This window comes from Ensifer sp. YR511 (genome assembly GCF_900103045.1).
Lineage (GTDB): Bacteria > Pseudomonadota > Alphaproteobacteria > Rhizobiales > Rhizobiaceae > Ensifer > Ensifer adhaerens.
The window spans coordinates 1-25,009 of the sequence record NZ_FNGR01000034.1; the positions used below are offsets into that span (position 1 = coordinate 1).

The 25,009-nt window shown below is 56.6% G+C and carries 22 protein-coding genes; 14 read left to right on the plus strand and 8 right to left on the minus strand.

The features are described 5' to 3' along the window. Positions 1 to 291, plus strand: a 291-nt coding sequence (locus BLU15_RS32360; RefSeq protein ID WP_143034307.1) for an integrase core domain-containing protein, incomplete at its 5' end; no start/stop codon positions are given. A gap of 742 nt (positions 292 to 1,033) precedes the next feature. Here the strand turns inward: BLU15_RS32360 and BLU15_RS32370 are convergent. Further along, entirely contained in the window at positions 1,034 to 2,839 is a 1,806-nt protein-coding gene (locus BLU15_RS32370) for a hypothetical protein (RefSeq protein ID WP_090301007.1), read from the minus strand. A 543-nt stretch (positions 2,840 to 3,382) separates the two neighbouring features. Further along, entirely contained in the window at positions 3,383 to 5,467 is a 2,085-nt protein-coding gene (locus BLU15_RS32380) for a helix-turn-helix domain-containing protein (RefSeq protein ID WP_090301012.1), read from the minus strand. A 174-nt stretch (positions 5,468 to 5,641) separates the two neighbouring features. Here BLU15_RS32380 and BLU15_RS41035 point away from each other — a divergent pair, with 174 nt between their 5' ends. The 6 genes from BLU15_RS41035 to BLU15_RS32410 all read left to right on the plus strand — a co-directional run bounded on the left by BLU15_RS41035 (position 5,642) and on the right by BLU15_RS32410 (position 11,452). After that, positions 5,642 to 5,809: a DUF1016 N-terminal domain-containing protein gene (locus BLU15_RS41035; protein WP_371590248.1), complete on the plus strand. Its 168-nt coding sequence runs from the start codon at positions 5,642 to 5,644 to the stop codon at positions 5,807 to 5,809. A 280-nt stretch (positions 5,810 to 6,089) separates the two neighbouring features. After that, positions 6,090 to 6,755, plus strand: a complete 666-nt coding sequence (locus BLU15_RS32385) for a hypothetical protein (protein WP_090301013.1) — start codon at positions 6,090 to 6,092, stop codon at positions 6,753 to 6,755. 115 nt (positions 6,756 to 6,870) lie between these two features. Then, entirely contained in the window at positions 6,871 to 7,620 is a 750-nt protein-coding gene (locus BLU15_RS41040) for an OST-HTH/LOTUS domain-containing protein (RefSeq protein WP_371590237.1), read from the plus strand. A gap of 53 nt (positions 7,621 to 7,673) precedes the next feature. Continuing rightward, on the plus strand, positions 7,674 to 8,144 hold the full coding sequence (locus BLU15_RS32400) for a ProQ/FINO family protein (protein ID WP_090301015.1): 471 nt from the start codon (positions 7,674 to 7,676) through the stop codon (positions 8,142 to 8,144). 297 nt (positions 8,145 to 8,441) lie between these two features. After that, positions 8,442 to 10,172, plus strand: coding sequence for a gluzincin family metallopeptidase (locus BLU15_RS32405; RefSeq protein WP_090301017.1), 1,731 nt, complete (start codon positions 8,442 to 8,444; stop codon positions 10,170 to 10,172). Next, positions 10,169 to 11,452: a ComEC/Rec2 family competence protein gene (locus BLU15_RS32410; RefSeq protein ID WP_090301019.1), complete on the plus strand. Its 1,284-nt coding sequence runs from the start codon at positions 10,169 to 10,171 to the stop codon at positions 11,450 to 11,452. The genes BLU15_RS32405 and BLU15_RS32410 overlap by 4 nt, the downstream gene beginning before the upstream one ends. Before the next feature lie 200 nt (positions 11,453 to 11,652). On the opposite strand, the gene BLU15_RS32415 is transcribed toward BLU15_RS32410, so the two are convergent. Beyond that, positions 11,653 to 12,561 (minus strand): LysR family transcriptional regulator, encoded by a 909-nt coding sequence (locus BLU15_RS32415; RefSeq protein WP_090301020.1) that lies wholly within the window; start codon positions 12,559 to 12,561, stop codon positions 11,653 to 11,655. A gap of 113 nt (positions 12,562 to 12,674) precedes the next feature. Between BLU15_RS32415 and BLU15_RS32420 the strand changes: the two genes are divergently transcribed. The 3 genes from BLU15_RS32420 to BLU15_RS32430 all read left to right on the plus strand — a co-directional run bounded on the left by BLU15_RS32420 (position 12,675) and on the right by BLU15_RS32430 (position 15,556). Next, positions 12,675 to 13,835 (plus strand): aromatic ring-hydroxylating oxygenase subunit alpha, encoded by a 1,161-nt coding sequence (locus tag BLU15_RS32420; RefSeq protein ID WP_090301022.1) that lies wholly within the window; start codon positions 12,675 to 12,677, stop codon positions 13,833 to 13,835. Between the two features lie 183 nt (positions 13,836 to 14,018). Beyond that, positions 14,019 to 14,342 carry a 2Fe-2S iron-sulfur cluster-binding protein gene (locus BLU15_RS32425; RefSeq protein ID WP_090301093.1) on the plus strand — a complete coding sequence of 108 codons (324 nt, stop codon included), beginning with the start codon at positions 14,019 to 14,021 and terminating at the stop codon, positions 14,340 to 14,342. After that, positions 14,339 to 15,556, plus strand: coding sequence for an NAD(P)/FAD-dependent oxidoreductase (locus BLU15_RS32430; RefSeq protein ID WP_090301024.1), 1,218 nt, complete (start codon positions 14,339 to 14,341; stop codon positions 15,554 to 15,556). Before BLU15_RS32425 ends, BLU15_RS32430 begins: the two co-directional genes overlap by 4 nt. A gap of 17 nt (positions 15,557 to 15,573) precedes the next feature. Here BLU15_RS32430 and BLU15_RS32435 read toward each other — a convergent pair whose 3' ends face one another. From BLU15_RS32435 to BLU15_RS32450, 4 genes are all read right to left on the minus strand, one after another. Continuing rightward, the gene (locus tag BLU15_RS32435; protein WP_371590250.1) at positions 15,574 to 16,386 is read right to left on the minus strand and encodes an ABC transporter permease; all 813 of its coding nucleotides are present in this window, start codon (positions 16,384 to 16,386) and stop codon (positions 15,574 to 15,576) included. Positions 16,387 to 16,427: 41 nt separating this feature from the next. Then, entirely contained in the window at positions 16,428 to 17,693 is a 1,266-nt protein-coding gene (locus BLU15_RS32440; RefSeq protein WP_244546883.1) for an ABC transporter permease, read from the minus strand. A 98-nt stretch (positions 17,694 to 17,791) separates the two neighbouring features. Then, positions 17,792 to 18,844, minus strand: a complete 1,053-nt coding sequence (locus tag BLU15_RS32445) for an ABC transporter substrate-binding protein (protein ID WP_090301028.1) — start codon at positions 18,842 to 18,844, stop codon at positions 17,792 to 17,794. Between the two features lie 37 nt (positions 18,845 to 18,881). Beyond that, positions 18,882 to 19,985 carry an ABC transporter ATP-binding protein gene (locus BLU15_RS32450; protein ID WP_090301030.1) on the minus strand — a complete coding sequence of 368 codons (1,104 nt, stop codon included), beginning with the start codon at positions 19,983 to 19,985 and terminating at the stop codon, positions 18,882 to 18,884. 313 nt (positions 19,986 to 20,298) lie between these two features. On the opposite strand from BLU15_RS32450, the gene BLU15_RS32455 reads away from it, so the two are divergent. The 4 genes from BLU15_RS32455 to argE all read left to right on the plus strand — a co-directional run bounded on the left by BLU15_RS32455 (position 20,299) and on the right by argE (position 23,983). Continuing rightward, positions 20,299 to 21,573: a flavin-containing monooxygenase gene (locus BLU15_RS32455; RefSeq protein WP_090301032.1), complete on the plus strand. Its 1,275-nt coding sequence runs from the start codon at positions 20,299 to 20,301 to the stop codon at positions 21,571 to 21,573. 34 nt (positions 21,574 to 21,607) lie between these two features. After that, the gene (locus tag BLU15_RS32460) at positions 21,608 to 22,024 is read left to right on the plus strand and encodes a RidA family protein (RefSeq protein ID WP_090301034.1); all 417 of its coding nucleotides are present in this window, start codon (positions 21,608 to 21,610) and stop codon (positions 22,022 to 22,024) included. A 4-nt stretch (positions 22,025 to 22,028) separates the two neighbouring features. Next, on the plus strand, positions 22,029 to 22,703 hold the full coding sequence (locus tag BLU15_RS32465) for a DUF1028 domain-containing protein (RefSeq protein WP_090301035.1): 675 nt from the start codon (positions 22,029 to 22,031) through the stop codon (positions 22,701 to 22,703). A 74-nt stretch (positions 22,704 to 22,777) separates the two neighbouring features. Then, positions 22,778 to 23,983: an acetylornithine deacetylase gene (gene argE / locus BLU15_RS32470; RefSeq protein WP_090301038.1), complete on the plus strand. Its 1,206-nt coding sequence runs from the start codon at positions 22,778 to 22,780 to the stop codon at positions 23,981 to 23,983. Here the strand turns inward: argE and BLU15_RS32475 are convergent. Then, positions 23,940 to 24,875: a LysR substrate-binding domain-containing protein gene (locus BLU15_RS32475; protein ID WP_090301040.1), complete on the minus strand. Its 936-nt coding sequence runs from the start codon at positions 24,873 to 24,875 to the stop codon at positions 23,940 to 23,942. The genes argE and BLU15_RS32475 overlap by 44 nt on opposite strands. Positions 24,876 to 25,009 lie beyond the last annotated feature (134 nt).

The window sequence follows — 25,009 nt, forward strand, 5'->3', positions numbered from 1 at the left end:
CATCTCTCGGACAATGGTTCGGCCTATACAGCGCGCGACACGAGGCTGTTTGCCCAGGCGCTCAATTTGACGCCCTGCTTCACGCCGGTGGCCAGCCCCCAGTCGAACGGCATGTCCGAGGCATTCGTGAAAACTCTGAAACGGGATTACATCCGCATATCGGCACTACCGGACGCCGAAACGGCGCTCCGTTTCATCGACGGATGGATCGAGGACTACAACGAAATCCATCCCCATTCCGCTCTCAGGATGGCTTCCCCACGGCAGTTCATCAGGGCTAAATCAAACTAGCCGACCTGTCCGGTGAAACGGGGAGCACTCCATGGGGAGAGCACCCGGTGAGTATGATATGCAAGATATCTTAGGATTGTCGCGGTAATCCTAAGCTTCAAAATTGGCCACGCGGTGAGCATTTCACGGAAGCTGTAGATAGCCGCCCGCGGGAATAAGACGCGACGACAGTGCGTATGGTGACCATGGGCCTTACGAATCGTCCGCAAAATCGATCAGCGTCTTTATTCGGAAATGCCATGCGATCGCAAACCTATCGAGAAGCATCTTGTTTGCCGCCGCTCGCGGAAAACTCGGTCAGCATAGCTGATATGCAGTATATGTCGTTTCTCTCTCCGATATGCCGAGCTCTTAATCCGCGAAAGCCGCTTAGGCCTAGTGGTTGCGTTCATTTCCGGAGGAAAACAGCACCATTTTCTGAGATGAATTCCATTCCTGCTTTTTCAAAAACAGTTTGAACGACATCCACAGTTTAATCACGAAGCCGCTCGCCTCGTTCCAATCTGGCGATCGTATCGGGCGATACGCCAGCATTCTTTGCCAGATCCCGTGTGCCCAACAATGTGCAAGGCAGAGAAGGCCTCACGACCGCGAGAAGTTCCCTTCCTAACCATACTTTATGCGAGCTCAAAGATACATAAGGGAACTTCTGAGCTTTCACCACGAGCGCAGGCCAAACTCAGGTCTCTGTGTCGGCATGACTAAGATGCGAATGGAAGGATGTATTGCGGAAATGCGCAGGTCACAAACTGACAAAGTCGTCGTAGCGCCAAGACCAAGAGCGAGTGTTGGTTCGTCCATCGATCGTCTGATCCTCAACGGCATGCGGCTTGAGGGTAAGGAGGATCGATTTACTTCCGTTATTTAGGGCCAATGGCTTGGTCACGCCGGATTCGTCTCGCCACATTGCGACCGTATAAGAGGGATTAGCAAAGAGCTTCGCCCTGTTGGTACGATCCATCAAGCCCATGGAGGTTACGGTCAAGACAGAGGTGCCCGGGTCATCCGCCAGTGTCGCGGCGTAGCGCGCCGGCCAGCGGTTCTCTATTTGCGGACCATCCATCAGGAGGGCGAAAAGAAGATTGGGACCGATAGCTCTTAGGATGTCGTGACACGGATCGCTGCGTGCCAAGTCCTCACAAATCATCGAGGTGAGGACAGACGTTTTTCTAAAATGAAAGAAGTGGATCTCTCGCTGCGCGATCGTGTGCCGTTCCCACCATGAACTTCCGTCCTGTTCGCTAGGGAGGATATTGTTCAGATCGTAAGTGGCAATCTGGGATGGCGAAAGCTTCCAGCGATGATGCTTGCGTCTGCTGGTTAGCAGAAAGCGGTCGTCCACCGGGGCGTCTATGGCCTTATCTACAGGCCACATCGCCGTTAGGACAAAGTTGCCGGTTTCCCCTTCGCAATTACTGCTGCTGCCGGTGATAGCGAATTCTAGACCCGACTCCTCTTTCTTAAGGAGTGAGCAGATTTTGTTGAAAAGCGGCTCAGTAAGGGCATATTCCGGGAAAACGACACCGTTTAATGCACCTGCCGTTTTCCTAGTTTTGAGAGCGGTCAGCGCCTTTTTAAACTCGTCAAGGACCAGATCGACTAGCACTTCCTCATCTTGCAACCAGCCTTGCTTTATCTCAAAGTTACCCCATTTGGGCCGCCTAGTCGGCTCGGGCTTCGAATTTCCGTCTTGGACGATCCATTCGTCCTTCATCTCAAACGGTAGGGGTATTATCAAGACATCGAGATCGTCGACTTCCTCTCCAATCTTCTGTGCTATGGGCTGCTGCCAATGGCATCGGACGCTTCCCACGTGGGGAATGTATGCTGCATTGCGAGTAATGTTTCGGAGATTGCACCCGACCGATGATATTCGGCTCTTTGGCTGAACGCAGCCGACATCCGGATCGGAGAAAACGCCAAAGGTGGCCCTTTGTCTCTCAGCGCGGTACGCCGTTGCTCCCGGCAGCTTCTTTCCGGAGAACGGGGCAGCATTGAAGATTTCGAACTGATCGATCATCCAACGGTCGGGATGCTCGAGAGACGATCGTGCGCCGAGCCCTACGCATGCCTCGTCCGCGATCAAAATGAGCCTTACGGCTGCAGTCCACCATGCTGGTGCCGCACTGCCCTTCTTGGTGTTAAGGGAGGCTCTTAGCGTTTGGTTTTGGGCTTTTGCAAGCACCTTCCATAGCTTCGTGGCTAGGCCGGGTACAGATTTCTTAATTGCCCAGGTAGCGCCGGCCGCAAAGCATTCATCCCGTTCCTCTTTCGTAACAGTGAAGCAAGGTGGATATTCCCCCGACTTGTCGGGGTGATCTGGGTTAGGCTCGAAATAAGTCAGCAATCCCGAAGTGTAGATCAAATGCGCGGCAACCGCGAAGAGGTCGGTCGGCCACACTGGCGGGGCTCCCCAATGCTCTTTGAATAGTTCATTTGAGGTCCGGCCAGGGATGCTTGCTTCTCCCAAATCGAAAAATGGGTAAGTCCCCTCGGGCATCATGTGTTGAATGGCCAAGCCAACTGTCAGTTCGCGAATTTCAGGCATGCAAGAACCGCCCTTGAAAACAAGTGCCGCGACGCCTAGCTCACTAGCGATAAAGTTGCAATGTCAATATTCGCGTCCGGGTTGACAAAGGCCTCAAAAAGTTTAGGAACCGGAGACTGTCGAACACGTTTCGACATCGGGTGTTAACCTATTGTGGGCAGCATCCTACCGCTTGACGCGCTCCAACCCACATGCTCTAGTTGAGAATGGATGGGCTTCGGGTTCGTAAGGCCCATGCAAGTAAGCATTGAAAGGATCATAGATGTCCGCTTTGATTTCAAAATCGCTTCGAAGCGAAGTCCTCTCCGCGGCGAAGGAAAAACACGCTGGAGCTGTCGAGACTTTGGTCCAAATGTATAGCGCGCGCGCCAAGGAAGCTGCGAAGCGAGCCAATCGGCCGTGGACTGCAGAACTGGACAAGCGCATACGTACTCAGGTCGAGAAACAGCTAGCTCTCTGATCTGTTGGGGCCCTTCGGGGCCCTTTTTAGTTTCCATAAAGGCCTTCGGATGCGATTTCCGCGTCGCAAAACACGAAATTGCCTTAGGTGTTTGCCACGCTCGTGGCGTCGAGCAAGCGTTGCAGGACGAGTTCACCCCAAGCATCGGCAAGGCGGGCGTCCACCTTATCACGCGCCTCGGACAGCTTTGGGGTTTCCTCGAACCAAGTCTGAACCATCTCCGCGATATCATCGCGGTACCCCCGCCCAGCACCATAACGCGCCTCGAGGTTGGACCAGAACTCAGCCGACGAATCCAGGTAGGGCTTGAAGGTATTCCGGCCAATCGTTTGCGCGCGCTGAAGGAACTCCTGGCGCCAGTCTCGGAGGTCTTCAACGAGAGTCTCGAGAAGCCCGGTAATTTCTGGTATCGGCTTGAACTTTTCTTGCAAGCTCTCAAGTCGCCCGGTGATTTTCATCACATAGTCGCTGGAACGCCGGTTCGCATCAGCGCGAACGCCTGCGCCGATGAAGTGATGAATTTCGAAATGAAGCCAGGTGCCGCGTCGAGTGATTGCGGCTGCAATCGAACTTGGATGGCCTGCCTTGATTTGCTCAATCAACGTCTGATGGGATGGACGAACGCTAGTTGGCAGCTGACGATAGGCTTTGACCGCAGACTGAACTTCTCCCTCGATTGCCACACGCGCTTGTTGGATTCGCGCGGCGTCAGCGTTCGTGACTAGCTCGTGAGAAAGAGCAACGAACCGCTGCAGGCGATCGATCTGATGGGCTCTCAGTGAGCCCACACGGTCTTCGATCTCTTTCCAGGCATTTGGAGCCGACCCGTCCATCGCGTTGAAGAATACCGTTGGCACGTGAGCGACGCCGGCTTCGGCAAGACTCGTATCAACTTGCGCCAGACGCAATGCATATCCCTGCTCTACTGATTCAGCTGGCTCGCCGCTATCGTCGATAACCTTCAACGCCTCGTCTCCACGCGGCAGGACGAGGATCAATACGCGCTGGCGCTCGATAGCATCCGAGCCAAGCTCGACCATGCTCTTCATCAGCTTCAAAGGATCAGACCCGGGCGCATCATTGAAGCTGCTGCAAAGGACCGTCAGCGTTCTGGGATCGTTATAGAGCTGTTGGAGATCAGCGCGTTCTGTTGTTACGTGTATTCCCTTTGTGTCGATGATCGAAAGATCGTACTTCGAAGGCCGCACTACCCCTGGCGGTACGAACACGACAACACGCTGCGGAAGCGAAAAACGGGGATGCTGGCCGAAATTGATTTTCGTAATGTTTTCCGAAAGCCAGCGAAGCCCATCTTCGTTGGTCTCCGACATGATCAGCTGCGTCTCCGTACGCTCACTAAGCTTCATCCTATTGAATATTTCTTCAGTGACATCATCCTGATTGCCGCGAGCGGCTTCCAGCATATCTTTAATAGGATCAAGAAGTGCCTTTACATCATTAGGATCGCGCGTTTTTTTCAAATCAGCCATATTACGGATCGCGCGATCTAGTTCGCTAGAAACACCGCCTCTACCCTCCGCGATTGCCTGAACCATTTCGACCAGTAGAAGGCGAACTTCGTCTGAAGACATGGGCTCGACAGCAATACCATAAGCCGGAGCCTTCCTTATTTGTACTTCACTCGTAGTCGTGCGACCTCCAGTGGCAGGGAACACAGGCTGCGCCTGGCCATTTTTCCCGACGATGGTCAGGTCCGTCAAAAGGGAAAGTGCTGTCGTTTTTCCGACACCCACTGCGCCCACAAATGCAAGCGAGTGGTCGAGTTCGCCTACGAATTCGGCAGACGTTTCGAGATTTGTACGGATCTGATCCAGGGGGACCGAAAGCAAGGTGTCGTATTCCTCGCTGTGTTCGAACTGTTCAAGCTTCTGCAGTGCCTGTTCAGCTTCCCAAAGGGCATCACGGTCAGGGTGCTGGAAAGAAGGACGCTTGGTAACAGTCCAAACCAGCGAATAATATGCAAGTACGGAACGGGCGTCGTCTGTGTCAACAGCTTCGAGGTAACGCCGAGCCATTGTCTCATCGGCGTGCTCGCTTTTTTCAAGCTTCGACACAACGCTCGGACTCACCCCCAACCTTTCAGCCAACGCAGACTGCTTGATATTTGCGCCGTCACGGACGCCCTTGAGAACGGTTGCCGGAATCATGCGAATCCTCCTGTCGATGAGTGTTGAGTACCGCCGAGAAATATTCTCGTCAAGTTGTCGGAAATCTTTCCGGAAACATTCTTCACCTGTTTCTTTGGTTTCATGGGACCGCTTCGCGATCAACGGCAGAGTTGCAACCGACCGAGACAATCGGAAGCCGGCGACATGCGAGGGATGGGGGAGCGCGAGTCATCGATCCGGCTCGCCGTGGATCTTCGGCGCAATTTCCCTGAGGTGACGGGACTTTCGCCACGAAACCTCGAACATATGCGCACCTTTCCTGAGGCATTCCCTGATGAACAAATTGTGCAACAACTTGTTGCACGTTGCTCTGGCCCATAACATCAAGCTCGTCGAAGCCCTGAAAGGCAATGAAGAGAGGCTATGGTATGAGAGCTAAGTCGTAGAACGTGGCCGGGGCCGCAACGCTCACGTGCATCACATTGTCAGCCCCTCAGTCAGACTGGGCGCAAGAGTTGATCAAAGACCCATACAGCTTCGATTTTCTCGCTATAGGCCCAACAACTACCAGCTTATGGACTGGACTAGCATTGATTGGTTTAGATTGATATTACAAGTTGTGTATAAGGGGTTTTCGCTTTTTTGTTACACCGAGGCATTCATGTCAGTTCAGGATATTCCGCTTCGCAAGGCCCTACAATTGTTCTATGCGCCCCAGTCCGTGCGGCGTTCGATTTTGAAAGAAGATATTCGACTTGACCGCAGAAAAGAAGAAGGTGGAAACAGAAGCAAAGGCGGCGACTTCCATCAACCTTTTTGGTCCGATGTAAAGAAACACATCGCAGGCGGCGCGGATCTTTCGGAAATGACCGATGATCGCATACGATCAAACAAGAATTTTACACGGCTATACCCACTTCTGAAGGACGGGGTAATCGACTTGCTTAGCGCGAAGCTGCGTTGGTCAAACGAGCCTGTCCAAATAGTACCGAAGAGTGTTCACGGGAATCTGAAATTTCGAGATATTGGGGGAATCATTCGCATACGGGATGCATTGCATGCCCGTGTGAGAGGCGAATATACACGTGTTGTGTACCCCTATTTTAGCGAGGATCCAGCGCTTCCCGCCGAGGGGGGTAGGTTAGGGTTGTGGGCGATGCAGCAAGCTCTGACCGAGCCCGATCCAAATGACATGCGCATTATCGACATTCTTCGTCGGACATTCTTCTCTCCGCAGACCACTCCATTAAGAGGAAATGAGGAGATTGTGTTCCGAGACAACTACATCTCCTTAATCGCCGAATGGGAACGTCTGAAGCTAGAATAACAGGCGACCATCCTTCTGGGACCTCAGCAGCATAGCCGGACCCTACCGCGGAACGGCATATTCACCTCAATACATTGTGCGAATGTTCGCAGCGCAAGGTGCGTTCTAATTTGACGTGCGACACACCAATGATTCAATCGGTTCCCCTTGGACATATCGGGGTGTCACGAGGCGTGACAGCGACTTCGCTCGGCTTGCTGCCCGTATTCGGCACCAGGGTGTCACGGTCTATGGCTTTGGTGAGCGCAAGACCCCTCGTCCCTTCATCACCGCTTGCGACAATCTCGTCTATTTCGATCTGCTCAACGCAGCACCCGAAGAGATCGAAGAAGCCACGGTTCCCTATCGCCAGAAGCCGACGGAAGTCAAACCTGCCGCCGCGAAGCCCGTGCATCGAAAGACGGGTCTCGACATGGCGACAGGGGCGATGCTGACGAAGGCGGTCATCGCTACGGCCGACGAAGACGGCAGAGCCAATCTTACTCAAGTGGGCGGGCATCTGGCGAAGCGAGCGCCCGACCTCGATGCACGCAACCAAGGCTTTCCGCGGCTGCGCCACCTCGTCAAGGCCTCTGGTCTCGTCGATGTCGAGCGGGCGGCGGACGACACTAAGACAATTCTGGTCCGTCTCAAAATGGCGTCGGTGGGCGGAACTGGAAGAACGCAAGAAGACGCTCAAAGGCGCGGCTGGGAAAACAGGAACGCGCCTAGGACAGTCGGCGCAACGTTCTGCTCGGCGCGCTCGTCTTGCATCGGCTGGAGAACTCCCACGATGCCGACTTCACGCGTCGCCTGGGCGACTGTGAGGAGGCCGAACACCTACCCTGAACCTTGGCCTTTACAGTTGACGCGTTCTCAACCGTGACATTGCCCATATCCGTTGCTACATGTCCGGAAGTGACGTGTGAGAAACCTTCCATGAGCAAATCATCAAGAGAGAAATCTGGCCCGGTTGTGGCGCGTGAGACGGATGTGTTGAAAGCGCAGGCCATCAACGCGCTCCTCATCCAATCGATTGCGATCCTGCCCGCGGAACCTGGCGATCCAATCCGACCATTCGCGCTGGGGCTCTGGAATGAAATCAGGCCACTTCTGAGACCCGAAATCAGCGTCTCGACGCTGCGCCGTACGACCGGGGCCTATCTCCATTCAAAGAGATATCATCTGGCCGTCGCGCAGCCAGGCTCAGCTCGCCACGACATCGGCGGAATGCCTGTCGACACAGTATCGGAAGCTGACAGGTTGGCGGCTGCGGAGAAGATTGAAAGCCTGAAAAAGCGCGATGCCGCCCGAGTACCTTCAGCACCCACGGTTGCCGGTTCCGTCACTCTTTCGAAGGCGGATATGATACGGGCAACGCTTCTCAATCGGAACAATCCGCCGCGCTGATTCAGGCGAACGGCATTTTTTCAGTTGGGGGCGGCAGCGTTGCTCGTCTCGGGTAATTTCTTGGCTGCCGAGTATAGCACGCCGACGAACGTATTCAGCTTCGGGCACTAGCAAAAAATGAGAGTACCAGGCGGCGACAGCAACGCTGCCAAAGCCCGTTCTCGCGCGGCCTGAGCGGGCTTAGCGTTCTCCGACTGCTCAGTCGAATCAGGATGTATATTGATCGATCACTCTCCGCATAGTTGCTCTTCTTCCAGGGCTTGTGCATAGTAGGCAGTGACGCTGGGGAGATGGAGGATGCGTAACGTAGGTGGAACACGGCACAGCCTTCGTAGTACACGAAAACTGTCTATCATCGCCCAAGATCCGTCTGTTACTGTCGAGGGTAAGATCGTCAGAGCATCAGTCGATGTTCCCGCAGAAGAGCTTCTTCCCGGCCCTCGTGGCTACCGTGTCGTCGTTGTAGACTACGACGTGACTGCGAACGCGCTCTACGCGTCGGCGGAGTTGCCGTCCGGCCTGGAAGGCGATTACCTTGACCCGTTCGACAAAGCGTCGGACGCGAAACTTCTGTCAGATCCAAGATTTCATGCGCAAAACGCATACGCGATAGCCATGCGAATTCTAGCGCGCTTCGAGTTTGCACTCGGCAGGCGCATCAAATGGGGCTGCGAGGGCCATCAGCTCAATATTCTACCGCATGCTTTCGCGGAACCGAACGCTTTTTATTCACGTGAAGATCGATCTCTCTTCTTTGGATATTTTGAAAGTAGGCCCGATAAAAATGGCGCGACCAGAACCATTTACACCAGCCTATCTCACGATGTCGTTGCGCACGAAACGACCCATGCTATCTTAGACGGATTGCGCGCCCGGTATCTCGAGCCCTCAACACCGGATCAAGGTGCGCTTCATGAGGGCTTCTCGGATGTCGTTGCCTTGCTTTCGGTTTTCGCCCTCGAGGAGGTGGTTGCAGCTGTCCTCGATGGCAAGCCAAGTGATCAGCTTATCGATCAAAAACACCTGACCAAAGCGCGGCTGTCTCAGTCAGTCTTATTTGGACTGGCCAGAGAAATGGGGCAGGAGCTCAGCGGGGTTCGCGGGAAATCTCTCCGACATTCAATCGAGCTCAAGCCTGGCAGAGACTATATGGATGATCCGGACTACCTGGAGGTCCATGCCCGGGGCGAACTTCTCGTTGCGGCGATGCTCAAATCCTTCCTGGACATCTGGATTAGCAGATTAGGCCGGATCGGCACCATTACTGATGGACAGAAAGATCGCTCGCTTGTCGTTGAAGAAGGTGCTCGGGCCGCAGATCACTTGCTAACGATGGCAATCCGAGCAATCGACTATTGCCCGCCCGTGGATCTGTCATTTGCCGATTATTTGTCGGCCCTTCTCACCGTGGACCGCGAAGTCGTTCCCGACGACAAATACGGCTATCGAAGCGCGCTGCTCGCCAATTTTGCGGATTTTGGGATAAGGCCAAGCACCCACACTGACGCGGATGGCAGTTGGCTTCGCTGTAACAAGGAAATGATTTACAGCCGGACGCATTTCGACTCGATGTTGCGAGACAACGAGGAGGTCTTTCGTTTCGTTTGGGAAAATCGCAGATCGTTGGAAATTGGGGACATTGGCTACATTGAAGTCCAGTCGGTGCGCCCTAGCGTCCGCATAGCGCCGGATGGTTTCGTCTTGCGGGAGACGATTGCTGAATACGTCCAGGTTCTAACGTTAAGAGTGGAGGAACTCGAAGAGGATTTCAAGGTATCCCTTCCGGAAGAGATGGAACGTTGGCGGTCGGTACGAATTCTCGGCGGCGGCACGCTGATTTTCGACGAATATGGACAGCTCAAATATCAAATCGCCAACCATCTTCTCAATGATGAGGCAGACGTCGCCCGTCAGGGCCGCCGATTGAGACATCTTTGGGAACAAGGGTACTTCGACCAGCAAGATCGCACTGGCAGTTTCGCGGCACTTCATCTTTCACGAAGCGGCGTGAAGGAGACTGTGCGATGAACCCTAGACAGGTCTCAATTCGCTCCTATCAGGTAGGCTTTGGAGACTGCTTCCTGCTTAGTTTCAAATATGACGCGGAAGAGCGCCATGTACTGATCGACTTCGGCTCCACCGGATTGCCTGAGGGCGTGCCAAAAAATCAACTTGATCTCATAGCACGGGACATTGCAGATCGTTCAAAGGGCAAGTTGACTGCAGTTGTGGCAACCCATCGACATAAGGACCATATCTCGGGATTCGCCACAAGGAACAAGAAGACATCTTCAGGAAGTATCATCGCCGGTCTCAATCCTGAACTCGTGCTCCAACCCTGGACGGAAGATCCAGATCTGTCGCCTGAGGCGACAGGGCCACGACGCCGCGAACCATCCCTGGCTGCGCACCACGTCTCTTCACTTGCCGAGATGCAGCTTGCCGCGGCTCAGGTTCTGTCAGAAGTGAAGCGCGTGCGCTACCTCTCCGCAGATCTGCGTAACGAATTGTCGTTTATGGGGGAAAACAACCTCGCGAACCTCGATGCGATCAAAAACCTGATGACGATGGGAAAGAAGCGGGAATACGCGCATGCTCAGCAGCCAACCGCACTGCAGAACCTCCTCCCAGGCGTAACTGTCGACGTTCTTGGCCCACCAACGGTGGACCAATCCGAGACAATCAGAAAACAGCGTAGCCGGGACAAAGATGAATTCTGGCACCTTCTGGCAAATGCAGCAAATGCCTTGGGGCAGGCAAAAAGTGGCAAGGTCAAGCCGCTGTTTCCGACATATCTCGCCCAGAAAAATCGCGACCAATTTCCCATCGATACAAGATGGCTGATTAATCAAGCAAAGCGACTGCGGACAGACCAGATGCTTCGGATTGTCCGCATTCTCGATGAGGCACTGAATAATACGAGCATGATCTTGCTCTTCAAAACCGGGTCGAAGAGTCTTCTTTTCCCAGGGGACGCCCAAATTGAAAACTGGTCATATGCGCTTAATCAGGAAGATATCCGTGAGAAACTCAAAGCTGTCGATCTCTACAAGGTAGGCCACCATGGCAGCCTGAATGCGACTCCAAAGTCGCTTTGGAGCCTGTTCGAACACAAATCAAAAGATGCCACTGCCCAAGGCAGGCTCCAGACTTTAATGTCGACCATGGCACACAAACATGGTTCAGAGGTTCGGAAAACCGAGGTTCCTCGCCAACCACTGGTACACGCGCTCAATCGCGAGAGCACTCTCTTCTCCACGCAGGCCCTGAAAGCTGGGCTTTATCATGATACCGTGGTGGAGCTTTGACCCCCCACAATCTTTTTTCTATTAATTGGTGTCCGGATGCCAAAAACCTCGTGGTCTGCTGTGACGGCACTGCAGATGAATTTGCAGATGTTCGTACGAGCGTTTCCAAGCTCTGCTGCTTGATCAAGGATGCTGACCGGCAATTCCGTTGATTTGCACTGAGTGAGACTTCCGGAGACCCTGGTCACCAACCAGGACAGTCATACACCACCAGCAAAGAACTCGACGGAATGCTGCGTGAAATGGCGGAAAATGAGGCCGCGGTGCGCTCCCTCCCGAGATGCTAGGACGATCCTCAGTGAGGCTACTTTGCCTTCGATACGGAGCGTCTTCACCCTCCTGCCGTCATAGGTCGTGTCAGTGGGCGGGCGCATCACGAGAAGCGTGAAGCCAAAGCCCGCCGCCACCGCGCTCCTAACCGATTCCAGCGAGTTGGAGACGTACGATATCGGAGGAGCGATGCTGTTTTCGGCGAGCAAGCCTTCGAAGTAGGTACGGCTGCCCGGTGCATCCAGCATGACGTAAGGCTCATGTGCAAGTTCCGCCAGGCGGATCGAACGGCGTCCTGCGAGCGGGTGATCCTCCGCCACCACGACCATGGGATGTAAGACGGCAAGTTCGGTGAAGGCCAAGCCCTCGGGTTCCGCTCCTCGATCATAGGTGAGCGCCAGATCGATTGTCCCTTGCCGCAATGCATGCGCCAGATCAGCCAGCGACATCTCCTGCTGAAGGATCGATACGCCGGGCACTTTCTTCGTGAACTTCTGTATGAGGCTGGGGGCGTAGAAGGGGGCGAGCGTCCAGAAAATGCCCAACCGGATTTCGCCTGCCGTCTCGGCGGCAAGGCCCGCAGCCTCTCTCTCAACCTGGCTTGCCTGGTCTTCCAACTGGGTCACATGCTTGAGGAATATCCGCCCCTGAAGTGTCAGGGTCAGTCCGCGCGCATGATGCCTGTCGAACAAAACCAGCCCAGTCACGTCCTCTAGCTTCTCCAGAGCCTGCGACACCGACGGCTGCGAGATGTTGAGGGCACGTGCCGCCTGGGCGATGCCGCCGTGTTCGGCAACGGCCCGGAAATAAGTACACTGACGCAACGTGAAGCGAACCATATTTTTCCTTGTTAAAAGCTCGGATATTTGAGTTTGCGCTTATGCCACAAACATTTCAACATCTCCCGATCAAGCCAGTGCCCGCAGATCTCCGTCACAATGAGGATGAAGACATGACGCTTTCCGAGTCTATAGCCGAACTGGTTGAAGCCGCCGCACGGCCTTTTGAAGATGCCCGGGCGATGCCGCCAAGCGTCTATACAAGCGAGGATTTTCTTGCTCGTGAGACCGAGACCATTTTCGCCAAGGAATGGATCTGTGTCGGGCGCTCCAGCAGTCTGGCAAAACCGGGGGACTACCTCACCTACGACCTGGCGGGTCAGCCCGTCGTCGTTCTGCGCGACAAGGAGAATGTACTGAGGGCATTCTCAAACGTCTGTCTTCACCGCATGTCCACCTTGCTCGAAGGGTCCGGCAACAAGCGTCTGATCGTGTGCCCCTACCATGCCTGGACCTACGGCCTTGATGGCCGGCTAAGGGGCGCGCCGTTCATGGCGGAGACGACCGGCTTCTGCAAAGACGACTATGTTCTACCAACGATCCGTTGCGAGGAATGGCTCGGCTGGGTCTACATTACGCTCGATAGCGACCGGCCAAGCCTCGCGTCGACCCTCGGCACAGTCGAGAAGATGATCGCCCAATATGAGGTCGAGAATTACGTCGAGTGTTTCCGCGAGACCCATGTCTGGGACACCAACTGGAAGGTTCTCGCCGAGAATTTCATGGAGAGTTATCATTTGCCGGTCTGCCATGCAAACACAGTCGGTGGTTTCTCCAAGCTTGAGGAAATGGAGTGCCCTGCGGGCCTGCCAAGCTTCAATTATCACTGGATCACGAAAGAAGCGTCCCTTGCAATTGGCAATGCGCATCCCAGCAATACCCGGCTTCAAGGCCGCTGGCGGAACACCACTGCCCTGTTGACGCTCTATCCGAGCCACCTCATCACTCTTACCCCTGGCTATTTCTGGTACCTGTCCCTTCATCCGAAAGGGGCAGGTCAGGTGGCGATGGTGTTCGGAGGCGGGTTGTCGCCTGAGTTCATGGCGGATCCTCGTGCTGAGGAGTACGTCGCCTCCCTTAAAACCCTGCTTGACGAGGTCAATCTGGAAGACAGGGGCTGCACGGAAAAAGTCTTTCGGGGATTGAGCGCGACCGCGGCCCGAGCCGGCCATCTTTCCTATCTCGAGCGGCCAATCTACGACTTCATGCATTACATTGCAGAACGCGTGGCAGGCTTTGACCGCTCGTTCGCTCTCGCCCAGGCCGCGGAATAGCGTTACCCGCGGCACCGCGTTGTGGCGTGCTCCCTCGCCCAAGAGGCGGGACGCCCAACATATCTCAATGTCAAAAAGATCATGTCCGGTGCGTCAGGAATGGCGCAGCTCGCTTTTGTTTTCTGCCGCTTGAAGTCTGCGGAGATGCGGGCGACTGCGTGGTCGAAATGCAGGAGTATCATCATGCCGCGCATAACCTGGCGGGAAGCAGACGGAACTGAAACCACCGCCGACGTACCTCCCGGCACAAACTTGATGACGGCTGCTGTCACGGCAGGCGTTCGGACCATCTATGGCGAGTGCGGCGGCGCCTTGGCCTGTGCGACCTGCCATGTTACGAGCGACGCGGCCTGGGCTGAACATCTTGGCCCGCCCGGACGGCTGGAAGAGGAAATGCTCGACCTCGTCGAGGGCGAGCGAACGCCGACCAGTCGCTTGAGTTGCCAGATCCGGGTCCGGGAGGATTTTGAGGGACTGGCACTTTATGTGCCGGACGTGGCGCCATGAGGGACCATGTCCTTATTGTCGGCGCCGGGCAGGCCGCTGCCGCTTTCATAGCAACCCTGCGTATGCTTGCACCCTCTCGCCCTATAACTTTGGTGGGCGACGAGCCATTGTTGCCGTACCGCCGTCCTCCGCTCTCGAAGGCTTGGCTGGAAGAAGAGTTTTCCAGCGAGGCGCTCCTAATACGCCCGCCGCAATGGTATGAAGGCATCGATCTCCGGCTTGGCCGCCGGGTCGAGGAAATTGATCGGAGGGACGGCAGGGTCACCCTCAGCAATGGCGATAGGATTGCTTACGATCAGATCTTTCTGAGCACAGGAAGCAGCGCCCGGCGCCTTGAGGCCGAACTGGGTGGCGAGCTTGCAGGCGTCTACACTCTTCGCTCTGCCAAGGATGCGCAGCGCCTAAAGGCGGAAATAAAACCCGGACGGAGGCTGCTTGTCCTCGGTGGCGGTTATGTCGGCCTCGAAGTTGCTGCAGCTGCACGAAAACAGGGGATGTCCGTTCTCCTGATCGAGGCTGCGTCCCGTGTTCTTAGCCGTGTCGCTTCCGCTGCTACGGCCGAACATTTAGCAGCACTTCATCGGGCCCGTGGCGTCGAGATTCGCGAAGGTGTCGCCTTGCTGGCCCTGCTCGGCCCAGAACATGTTCGGCGTGCTGTTCTGTCGGACGGAACGGAACATGAGATCGACGTCGTAGTCGTTGGTATCGGGGGCGTCGCGAACGACGAGGTCGCTTCTGCGGCGGGGCTCGACACTGCCAACGGGATCATCGTGAATGCCTCTTGCCGCACGAGCGACCCACGCATCATGGCGGCTGGCGACTGTGCCCTTTTTCCCTTGTCAGGTCGCCTGTCACGCCTCGAATCGGTTCAGAATGCCAATGATCAGGGAGAAACAGCCGCCGCTTGTCTTGCCGGCGAGGAGCGGCTCTATAAGCCGGTCCCCTGGTTCTGGTCCGATCAGTTCGAAACCAAACTGCAGATCGTCGGCCTGGGCCGAGACCACGACACGGTGGTCGTGCGGCCGGGACAGAGGGAAGGTACACAATCCATCTGGTATTTCCGAGGCGGTCAACTCCTGGCCGTTGATGCCATCAATGATCCATCCAGCTACATGATCGGCCGAAAGCTGCTGGCCGCGGGAGTTAGTCCCGACGTGAACGACGTGCGCGAGCCCGCTTTTTCGCTTGCCACTTTGCTGCCTCGCCGCCGCTGACAATCTGCAGAACGCACTCAGCGTGCTGCAGCCGAGGTCCTGCCCTGTAGCCAGCCGATGATCAAGAACAGGACAATCGCGAAAATCGTCAACAGCCCCGCCATCGCCAATATCGTGGGATTGATCTGATCGCGGATGCCTGCCCACATCTGCCGTGGAATAGTGCGTTGCTCGGTGCCCCCGATAAACAGGATCACGACCACCTCATCGAACGAGGTCGCGAAGGCAAAGATGCTTCCCGTCCCCACGCCCGGCAGGATCTGGGGTAACATGACACGTCGAAAGGCCACGAGGGGTGAGGCTCCAAGGCCGGCCGCCGCGCGCAAGAGGCTGTTGTCGAACGCCATCAGCCGCGCGGTAACGGTGATGACGACGAAAGGCGTTCCCAAGGCGGCATGCGCCAGCACCACGCCCAGATGGGTATTGGTAAGCTGAAGGGGAGCAAAGACGAGATACAGGCTGACTGCGATGATGACCACGGGAATGATCATCGGCGCTATCAGGATCGGCACGATCAATCCTCTCAATGGGAAGCTCGGTCTGCTGATGCCGATCGCAGCAAGTGTTCCAAGAACCGTCGCAATGGCAGTGGAAGTCAATCCGATCGAGAAGCTGTTGATGATCGCCTGACGCCATTCCGGAGCAGCAAAAATCCTCTCGTACCAGCTCAGCGTCACGCCGCTCATGGGGTATGAAAAATATGTGCTTTCGTTGAATGAAAGAGGGACGATCACCAGGATCGGAGCGACGAGAAAGAACAGCACCGCAGCTGAGAAGATACGCACTCCCCGCGAGGCGATGCGCTCTGACAGCACTGTCGTGGTTTCCATTGTCATGCATGCTTCCCTGACGCTTTGACAAATTCTGACATTTAACCGAGTCGGAGCCGATCAATCCCTATCAGGCGGTTGAAGCCGACATAGATGATCAGGGTAAAGACGGCGAGATACACCGACAGGGCACCGGCGAGTCCCCAGTTCAGCTGTCGATCCATCTGTAGCGCGATAAGCTGGCTGACCATTTCATCCCCCGCTCCCCCAAGAAGCGCGGGCGTGATGTAGTAGCCGAGCGCCAGAACGAAAACGAGAAAGGTGCCCGCGCCGATACCGGGCATGGTTTGCGGGACGTAGACCTTCAGGAAGGCATGGACCGGATGGGCCCCTAGCGATACTGCCGCCCGCTGATATACCGGCGAGATGCCCCGCATCACGGCATAGTTGGCAAGGATCATGAAGGGCAGCAGGATGTGCGTCATTCCGATTAGCACGCCCACCCGATTGAACATGATCGACAGCGGCTCGCTGATGATCCCGCTGGCAATCAGCATCGAATTGACCACGCCGTTTGGTTGTAGAAGCACGTACCAGGCCGTTGTCCGCACCAGAAGTGAGGTCCAGAACGGGACGATGACGAAGATCATCAGAAGGTTGCTTTGTCGCGCCGGCAGGTTGGCGAGCAGATAAGCGACGGGGTAGCCGAGAACGAGACAGATCAGCGTCACCGATGCACTGATTGCAAACGTACGGAGGAAGGCAGCGACATACATCTGCTGCGACGGCTCCACAGTCACGACAATTCCTTCGGGGCCGACCTGCCGATCCATGGCGGTCAGCAGGAAGTCTGGCGTGTAGCGGCTCGCGGCGCGCTGCAGTTTGCGCCAAGTGTCGACGTTCCCCCAACGCTGGTCGATGCGCGGCAGCTCCAAGTCGGCCTGAAGACCGCTCGCCAGCGGGAGCTGGCGCACTGTCTTCAACAGAAGTGAACGGAACCCGGGCTCGTAGTTGTTGAGGCGGCGGGCAGCCGAGGCTAGCGCGCCCTGTTCCTGAGCGGCCTGAAGGTCCTCGGCCAAGGCTTGAAAGACCGGAGCCGGCGGCAGGCTGGAGGTGTCGTCCCAGCCGGCGAGTAAGCCAGCCGTTTGTGGAACAGCATTTGCAACCTCTTCGCTCTGCACGCTCATCAGCAGAAGCTTTCCGATCGGGAAAATGAAAGTGGCCGCGAGAAAAACCAAAAGAGGCACCGCAAGCAGAAATGCGCGGAAGGCCTCGCGACGGCGGGCGGCACGATAACCATTCCGGGAATCAGCCACTCGAGACCTCGCGTTCGTTGATGCAATATTTTCCATGGTGCTTGTGATCACTCAAGCGGTCCTTTGATCGACGAAGCCCATTCAACGAATGCACGTGAACTTCAACTATGACAGAAGAGGTGACCGCCGCAGCGGTCACCAGCACAAGCTTACTGGGCCAGCCACGTCATGAAACGGCTGTTGATGCTGTCAAAATTGTCCGCCCAGAACTCCGAGTCGAGCTGGAGCGCATTTCTGAAGTTGTCCGAAGCCGTCGGAAGGTGAGAAAGCACGGCCTTGTCTACGCTTTCCATGACCGACTTGCGCGGCGGAGCGTAGGGAATGAAGTTGGACAGCTTCCAGATGTTTTCGGGGTTCGACGCGTACTCGATGAATTGCTCGGCAGAGGATGCCTTCTTAGCGCCCTTCGGAATGGCCCACCATTCGTAGTCATAGACCTGCCCGTCCCAGACGATCGCGAAGGAACGCTTGTCCTCAACCTGTGCGACCCTGATGCGGCCATTATAGGCCATGGTCATCGCAACGGCGCCGTCCGCCAGGAGCTGGGGAGCCTGGGATCCTGCGTCCCACCATACGATGTCACTCTTGATCGTCGAAAGTTTCTTGAACGCCCTGTCCAGGCCTTCGGTGGTCCCAAGTGTTTTATATACATCCGAAACTGCCACGCCATCGGCGATCAAGGCCCACTCCAAAGCGCCCTTTGGGTTCTTTCGCAGTCCACGCTTGCCAGGAAACTTTCCGGTGTCGAAGAAGTCGGCCATCGAAGCCGGCGCAGTCGCCATCCGGCTTGTATCGTAGGCGAAAACCGTGGACCATACCATGGAAGCGACGGCACACGGCAGCACAGCTCCCGGAATGAAGTCAGACGTATCGCCCAGGAGCTTCGGGTTAAGCTTTTGCAGCAGGCCCTCGTCACAGCCGGCAATGGCGTCATTGGACTCAAGATCGATCACGTCCCATGTCGTGTTACCCGACTCCACCATTCCGCGCAGCTTCGCTAGACCGCCATCATATTGCTCCTTAGTCACCTGCGTTCCGGTGGCCGCCGTGAAAGGCCCGAAAAACGCCTTATCGACCGCATTTTCGAAAGCCCCGCCGAAGGTGACGACGGTCAAGTTCGCTTCTGCGGCCGCCGGGAGGCTGAAGGCGAGGATGTTGGATGCGAGCAGCATTGCCCGCGCTGATAAGCCCAGTTTACGCATTGGAAGTCCCCTTTTTGGTTATGGATTATGGATGGCCTCAGGCGCTCTCGCTGGCGACGACCTTGCAGTCGTCCTGCCGCCAGGAAATCGCCGCAGGTTGTCCCGGTACTGGCAGGGTCATCCCGGCTCGGTTCGGAACTTTCATGATAAAGCCATCTCGGCCGGCAACTGTCAGGTGCAGCCTCCAATGGTCGCCGCAGTAAATGGCCTCTTTAACGATGCCCGTCAGCCGGTTGCTGCCCTCCCCTGAATCCGCGTCGAAGGAGACGTTCTCAGGCCGGAGCGCCAGAAAAGCAGTCTTACCTATGCTCAAGCCGGCGCCGGCACGACCTCGGATGGTCACGTCTGGTGTTAGAGTCAAGCTTGCATAATCATCAGAAAGATCGACGACCTGGCCTTCCAGACCATTGTTCTCGCCGATGAAGCTGGCGACGAAAGCGTTGGCAGGATCCTCATAGATTAGCTTTGGTGCCGCCATCTGCTGGATTCGGCCGTGGTGGAAGACGGCCACCCGATCCGACATCGTCAGCGCCTCCGATTGATCGTGAGTTACATAAACGATGGTGACACCGAGGCGCTTGTGTATGCGTTTGATTTCGTACTGCATCGCCTCGCGGAGGTTTTTGTCGAGCGCGCCCAGAGGTTCGTCCATCAGTACGAGTTTCGGCTCAAACACCAAAGCCCGTGCCAGCGCCACCCGCTGCTGCTGACCGCCCGACAGTTGAGCGGGGCGTCGATCTGCGAGATGAGCAAGCTCAATTATCGAAAGCGCAGCCTCTACCCGCGATCGCTGTTCCGATTTTCCTACTTTGCGCACCGCCAGTGGAAAGGCAATATTTTGCGCCACGGTCATGTTGGGAAACAGCGCGTAGTTTTGAAAGACCATGCCGATGTTGCGGCGGTGCGGAGGCGTCTCGTTCAATCGGCTGCCGCCAAGGAGGATCGCTCCGCCGCTGGGCGCCTCGAATCCCGCCAGCATCATCAGCGTTGTAGTCTTTCCGGATCCCGATGGACCAAGCAGGGACAGGAACTCGCCTTCCTCAATCGCGAAATTCAGGTTCCGCGTGACAAAGGTTTCACCGTCATAGGTCTTGTCGATACCTGAGAAGGTAATAAGCGGATTTGCGACAGACGCGAGCATCGATCTCCTACCAATTTTTCACCAGCAGCTAACACATTGGCGGCGGACTATTCCAGCGGTGCGCTCGATAAATAGGCACCGCCTTGAAGCGATGCATAAATGTGCACCGGCGATGACCGTTTGAAAACTCGGAATTTCCGAACCAGTACGACGAAAAAGCCGATGCCGACCTGCTGGGCGCAGCGGCGCTTTAGGTCCAGCCTAACTAGTGAAACGACAAAACGTAATTTGCGCAGTGTTCGGCCTCCCTTACAGCAATAGCATCGGTCCCTCCGGATAAGCCGGATAAGTCGGGGCAGAAAGGGATGAATTCATGTCGGTTGAAAAGGTGGACACTCTCGTGGTCGGAGCTGGCCAGGCAGGTGTGGCCATGAGTGAGCACTTGAGCAACTGCGGAGTACCGCACCTGGTTCTGGAGCGCAGTCGCATTGCAGAGCGCTGGCGTTCAGCGCGTTGGGACTCCCTTGTGGCAAACGGTCCCGCCTGGCACGATCGCTTTCCCGGAATGGAATTCCCCAACTGCCATCCGGACAGTTTTCCTGCCAAGGAAGCGGTGGCCGATTACTTCGCCGCCTATGCCGAGATGATCAATGCGCCGATACGATGTGGCGTCGAAGTACGGAAGGTCAGCAAGCGTGCTGGCTGGATCGGCTTCCACGTCGAAACCTCGGACGGCCAGATAGAGGCCAAAAACGTCGTCGCCGCAACGGGTCCGTTCCAGATCCCCGTGATCCCGCCAATCATTCCGGCGGACACGAACATCCTCCAAATCCATTCCAGTGCTTATCGCAATCCTGGGCAGTTGCCCGATGGGGCAGTCCTGGTCGTCGGCGCCGGCTCCTCCGGGGTCCAGATTGCAGACGAACTTTCCCGCGCCGGCAAGCGCGTATTTCTGTCCGTGGGTCCGCACGACCGGCCGCCCAGAAGCTACCGCGGACGCGATTTCTGCTGGTGGCTCGGCGTGCTCAACAAATGGGACGCCGAGACAAGGGGGCCGGGCCAGGAACATGTTACCATTGCCGTAAGCGGTGCTCGCGGCGGCGAGACGATAGACTTCCGCCGGCTGGCCTCGCAAGGCCTGACTCTAGTCGGGCGAACGGATAGATTTGAGAACGGCAAGCTCTTCTTCGCGCTTGACCTCGCTGAGAACATCGCCCGCGGCGACGCGAACTTCCTGTCCCTTCTCGATGAAGCCGATCTCTACGTCGCTCGTTACGGTCTGGACCTGCCGGAGGAGTCCGAGGCTCGTTCCATCGAGGGAAGTCATGCCTGCATAGACCATCCCCTTGAGGAACTGGATCTCAGCGCGGCTGGCGTTACTGCCGTTATATGGGCCACCGGTTTCGCCACCGATTACAGTTGGCTGGAGGTCGATGTCTTTGATGAACGCGGAGCCCCGCATCATTCCCGCGGCGTCACCGCCGAGCCCGGAATCTTCTTCCTCGGCCTGCCGTGGCAATCCCGCAGAGGTTCAAGCTTCATCTGGGGGGTCTGGCATGATGCAAAACATCTGGCGGACCGGATCGCGACGCAGCGGAAGTACATGGAATATCATACAGCAATGCAGCGCGCGGCTGCAGACGCCTGACACCAAGTCAAACTGCCACTGCGGAGAGCTCACTATGGCCCATACCCGAATCCGGAAGTTCAATACCAAGGACACCTATCCAGAACAGAACCTCGACAATGATCTGTGCCAGGCTGTCGTGACCCAAGGCGGCAGAACCGTCTGGCTACGTGGCCAGTGCCCGCAGAACCTCGTTGATGCCAAGAACATCGACAGCCACGATCCTGCGGAGCAGACCCACAAAGTGATGCAGAACATCCGGCAACTGATAGAGGAAGCCGGCGGCAAGATGGAGCACCTCGTCAAGGTGGTCGTCTACATTACCGACGTCAGGCATAGAGAGGCTGTCTATCGGACGATGGGGGAGTATCTGAAAGGCGTCTACCCTGTTTCGACGGGCCTTGTAGTTCAAGCCCTGGCTCGCCCGGAGTGGCTCGTCGAAATTGATGCCACAGCGGTGATTCCGGAGTGACGCCATGACCTTCTCCCTCGTAGCGCGTTGTGCTGGCTCCGGGATGTTTGGGGTCGCCATCTCGTCCTCCTCTCCCGCGGTTGCCGCTCGATGCTCCCACGCACGCGCCGGCGTCGGCGCTGTCGCCTCGCAGAATGTGACCGATCCGGCTTTGGGCCCTCTTACGCTCGACCTTATGGAGCGAGGTCTGACGGCGGAAGCCGCTGTGGATGAAATGAAGCGGCGCAGCGGTTTCTTGGAATATCGCCAGGTTCTGGCCATCGATCATCACGGCAATACAGCCATCCACTCCGGACCAAACTCCTTGGGGATCTGGACGCAGGCGAACGGTCCCAATGTGGCCTCGGGAGGCAATCTGCTCGCAAACGAGGATGTTCCTCGCGCGATCGTCGAAGCATTCGTCTCGTCCTCCGGTCATCTTGGGGACCGCTTGCTGATGGCGATGCGGGCCGGTCGCGACGCTGGCGGCGAGGCTGGGCCGGTGCATTCATCCGGCCTGAAGATCGTCGACACGCTCAGCTGGCCGGTGGTCGATCTGCGTTGCGACTGGACGGAGGTCTGCCCTATCGACGCCCTGTGCGGTCTCTGGTCGATCTACAAGCCGCAGATGGCAGCTTATGTCCAACGCGCACTCGATCCACGGCAAGCGCCATCTTACGGCGTTCCCGGCGATGAGTGATTGCGGGACGAGACAGCGAGAGGGCGCGTCCCCGCCGGGGTCTCCCTCGCGCAAATGCGGAGCGGCGTCGTCCGATGGATAGTATCTCGATACTCGAGCGCCTGGTCGAATTCCCAACCGTCAGCCGCGATTCCAATCTTGCCTTGATAAGCTATGTTGCTGATCTACTGCAGCAGCATGGTATCGCAAGCCGTCTCGTTCCATCACCAGACGGCTCGAAAGCCAGTCTGATTGCCACGGCAGGGCCGACCGATCGACCGGGGGTTATGCTTTCCGGACATACGGATGTTGTTCCGGTGGATGGACAGAATTGGAGCCTTCCTCCCTTCACGATGACGAAGCGCGACGGCAAATTGTATGGTCGCGGCACTGCGGACATGAAGGGTTTCGTCGCCTGCCTATTGGCGATGGCTATCAGGGCCTCCAAGACAAACTTGGTCACACCGCTTCAACTCGCGCTTTCCTATGACGAGGAAATCGGCTGCGTCGGCGTCCACGGCCTCATAGACGATCTGGTCGCCAGGCAGCAACGGCCGCTTCTCTGCATTGTCGGTGAGCCCACGAACATGCAGGTCGCCATCGGGCACAAAGGCAAGATGGCCGTTCGCGCTGTCTTCAAGGGGCGCGAAGCGCACTCGGCCCTCGCACCACTCGCCCTCAACGCAATCCACCTCGGCGCCGACTTCATTCGGGCGCTGCAGCGGGAGCAGGAGTGGCTGCAGGAGCATGGTGCCACCGATGAAGGATACGATATTCCTTATACCACGGTTCACGCGGGCTTGATGCATGGCGGCGTTGCGCTCAACATCGTGCCAAACCTCTGCACCATCGACTTCGAGATCCGTAACGTGGCGGCCGAATACCCCAAAGCGATCCTGAAGCGGCTCGAGACAGCAGCCGGTAAGATCATCGCGGAGGCGAAGGCCAAGGCACCGGAAGCCGACGTCGCTTTCGAAGTGTTCAATTTCTATCCAGGTCTCGATAACCCTGCTGATTGTCCATCCGTTGCTTTCGTGAAGTCGCTTATAGGCCGCAACGACACGATGAAGGTGGCGTTTGGAACCGAAGCTGGGCTGTTCTGCGAGAAGCTTCGCGTTCCGACCGTCATCTGCGGCCCCGGTTCGATGGCACAAGGCCATAAGCCTGACGAGTATGTCTTGGCCGATCAGCTCAGCGCCTGCGATGCCATGCTGGACAAGCTCCTGCGAGCGCTCGAGACGGGAACCCCTGACAGCCTCAGCCTGTCAGGGGTTCTGCACCGAACACACCCTGGTCCTTGATGAACAGCCTGCAGCAATCGATGAAGGCCTGGATCGTCTGGGTACGATGATCACTTGCCGGCAGTGCTAGCCCCATGGTCAAGGCGCGGAAATCGCTGGTGAGGGGGACGAAGACCAACGGCTTTCCGTCCGGGGACAGGGCGTTCAGCGGGCGCATATTGGCAATACCATAGCCGAAACCATTACCCACCATGGACCGCATCATCGCGATGTCGCTGGTTCTTTCTGCGATATGGGGGCGCAATCCCTTGTTCTGGAAAGCGGAGAGGAAATACTCGCGGCTATAGGGCAGATCGAGAAGCACCATCGGCTCGTCCGCCAGTTCCTCTGTCGTGATCACAGGCTTGTCTGCGAACTTGTGACCATGGGGAAGCATGGCGTAGGCTGGAACCTTCATCAGGGACTCGAAGGACATTTCCTGCGTCAGCTCGAGATCATACGTCAGGGCGACGTCGATTTCGCCTCGCCGAAGCATTTGGAAAAGTTGACCCTGATTGCGTTCGCACTGCCTGACGCGCACCTCGGGATAGGCACTCTCGAACTTTCTCCGAAGCGGCGACATGACGAGTTGGGCAAAGGTCATGAGGCAGCCGATGGACAGCGGACCCCGGACCTTCTCACTGATATTGCCCGCCAAATCGTGCAGCGCATCCGCAGAAGCCAGCAGCTTGGCAACCTCGTTCATGAAAACTCGGCCGCCCGGGGTCAGCGACAGACCCTGCGAGTGCTTGCGCACGAAGAGCTGCAGGCCGAATTCCGTTTCCAGCTGAACGATCGATGCCGATATGGAAGGCGGAGATACGTTTACCTGGTCCGCCGCCTTCGCGATTGACCCGGCTTCGCCTACGGCCAAGAAGTATTCGAGCTGTCGGAACGTGAACCGGAGGGGCATGGTCTTCTGATAATGGTTCGCGTGAACTGGAGCAAGTCCCTGCGTTCGTCACCTCGCCAAGAAAGCATTCAGACGTTGAATGCTCCTGCTCTTAAAACAGTTCGAACTCCCGCCAGCTTGTTTTGCGGACCACA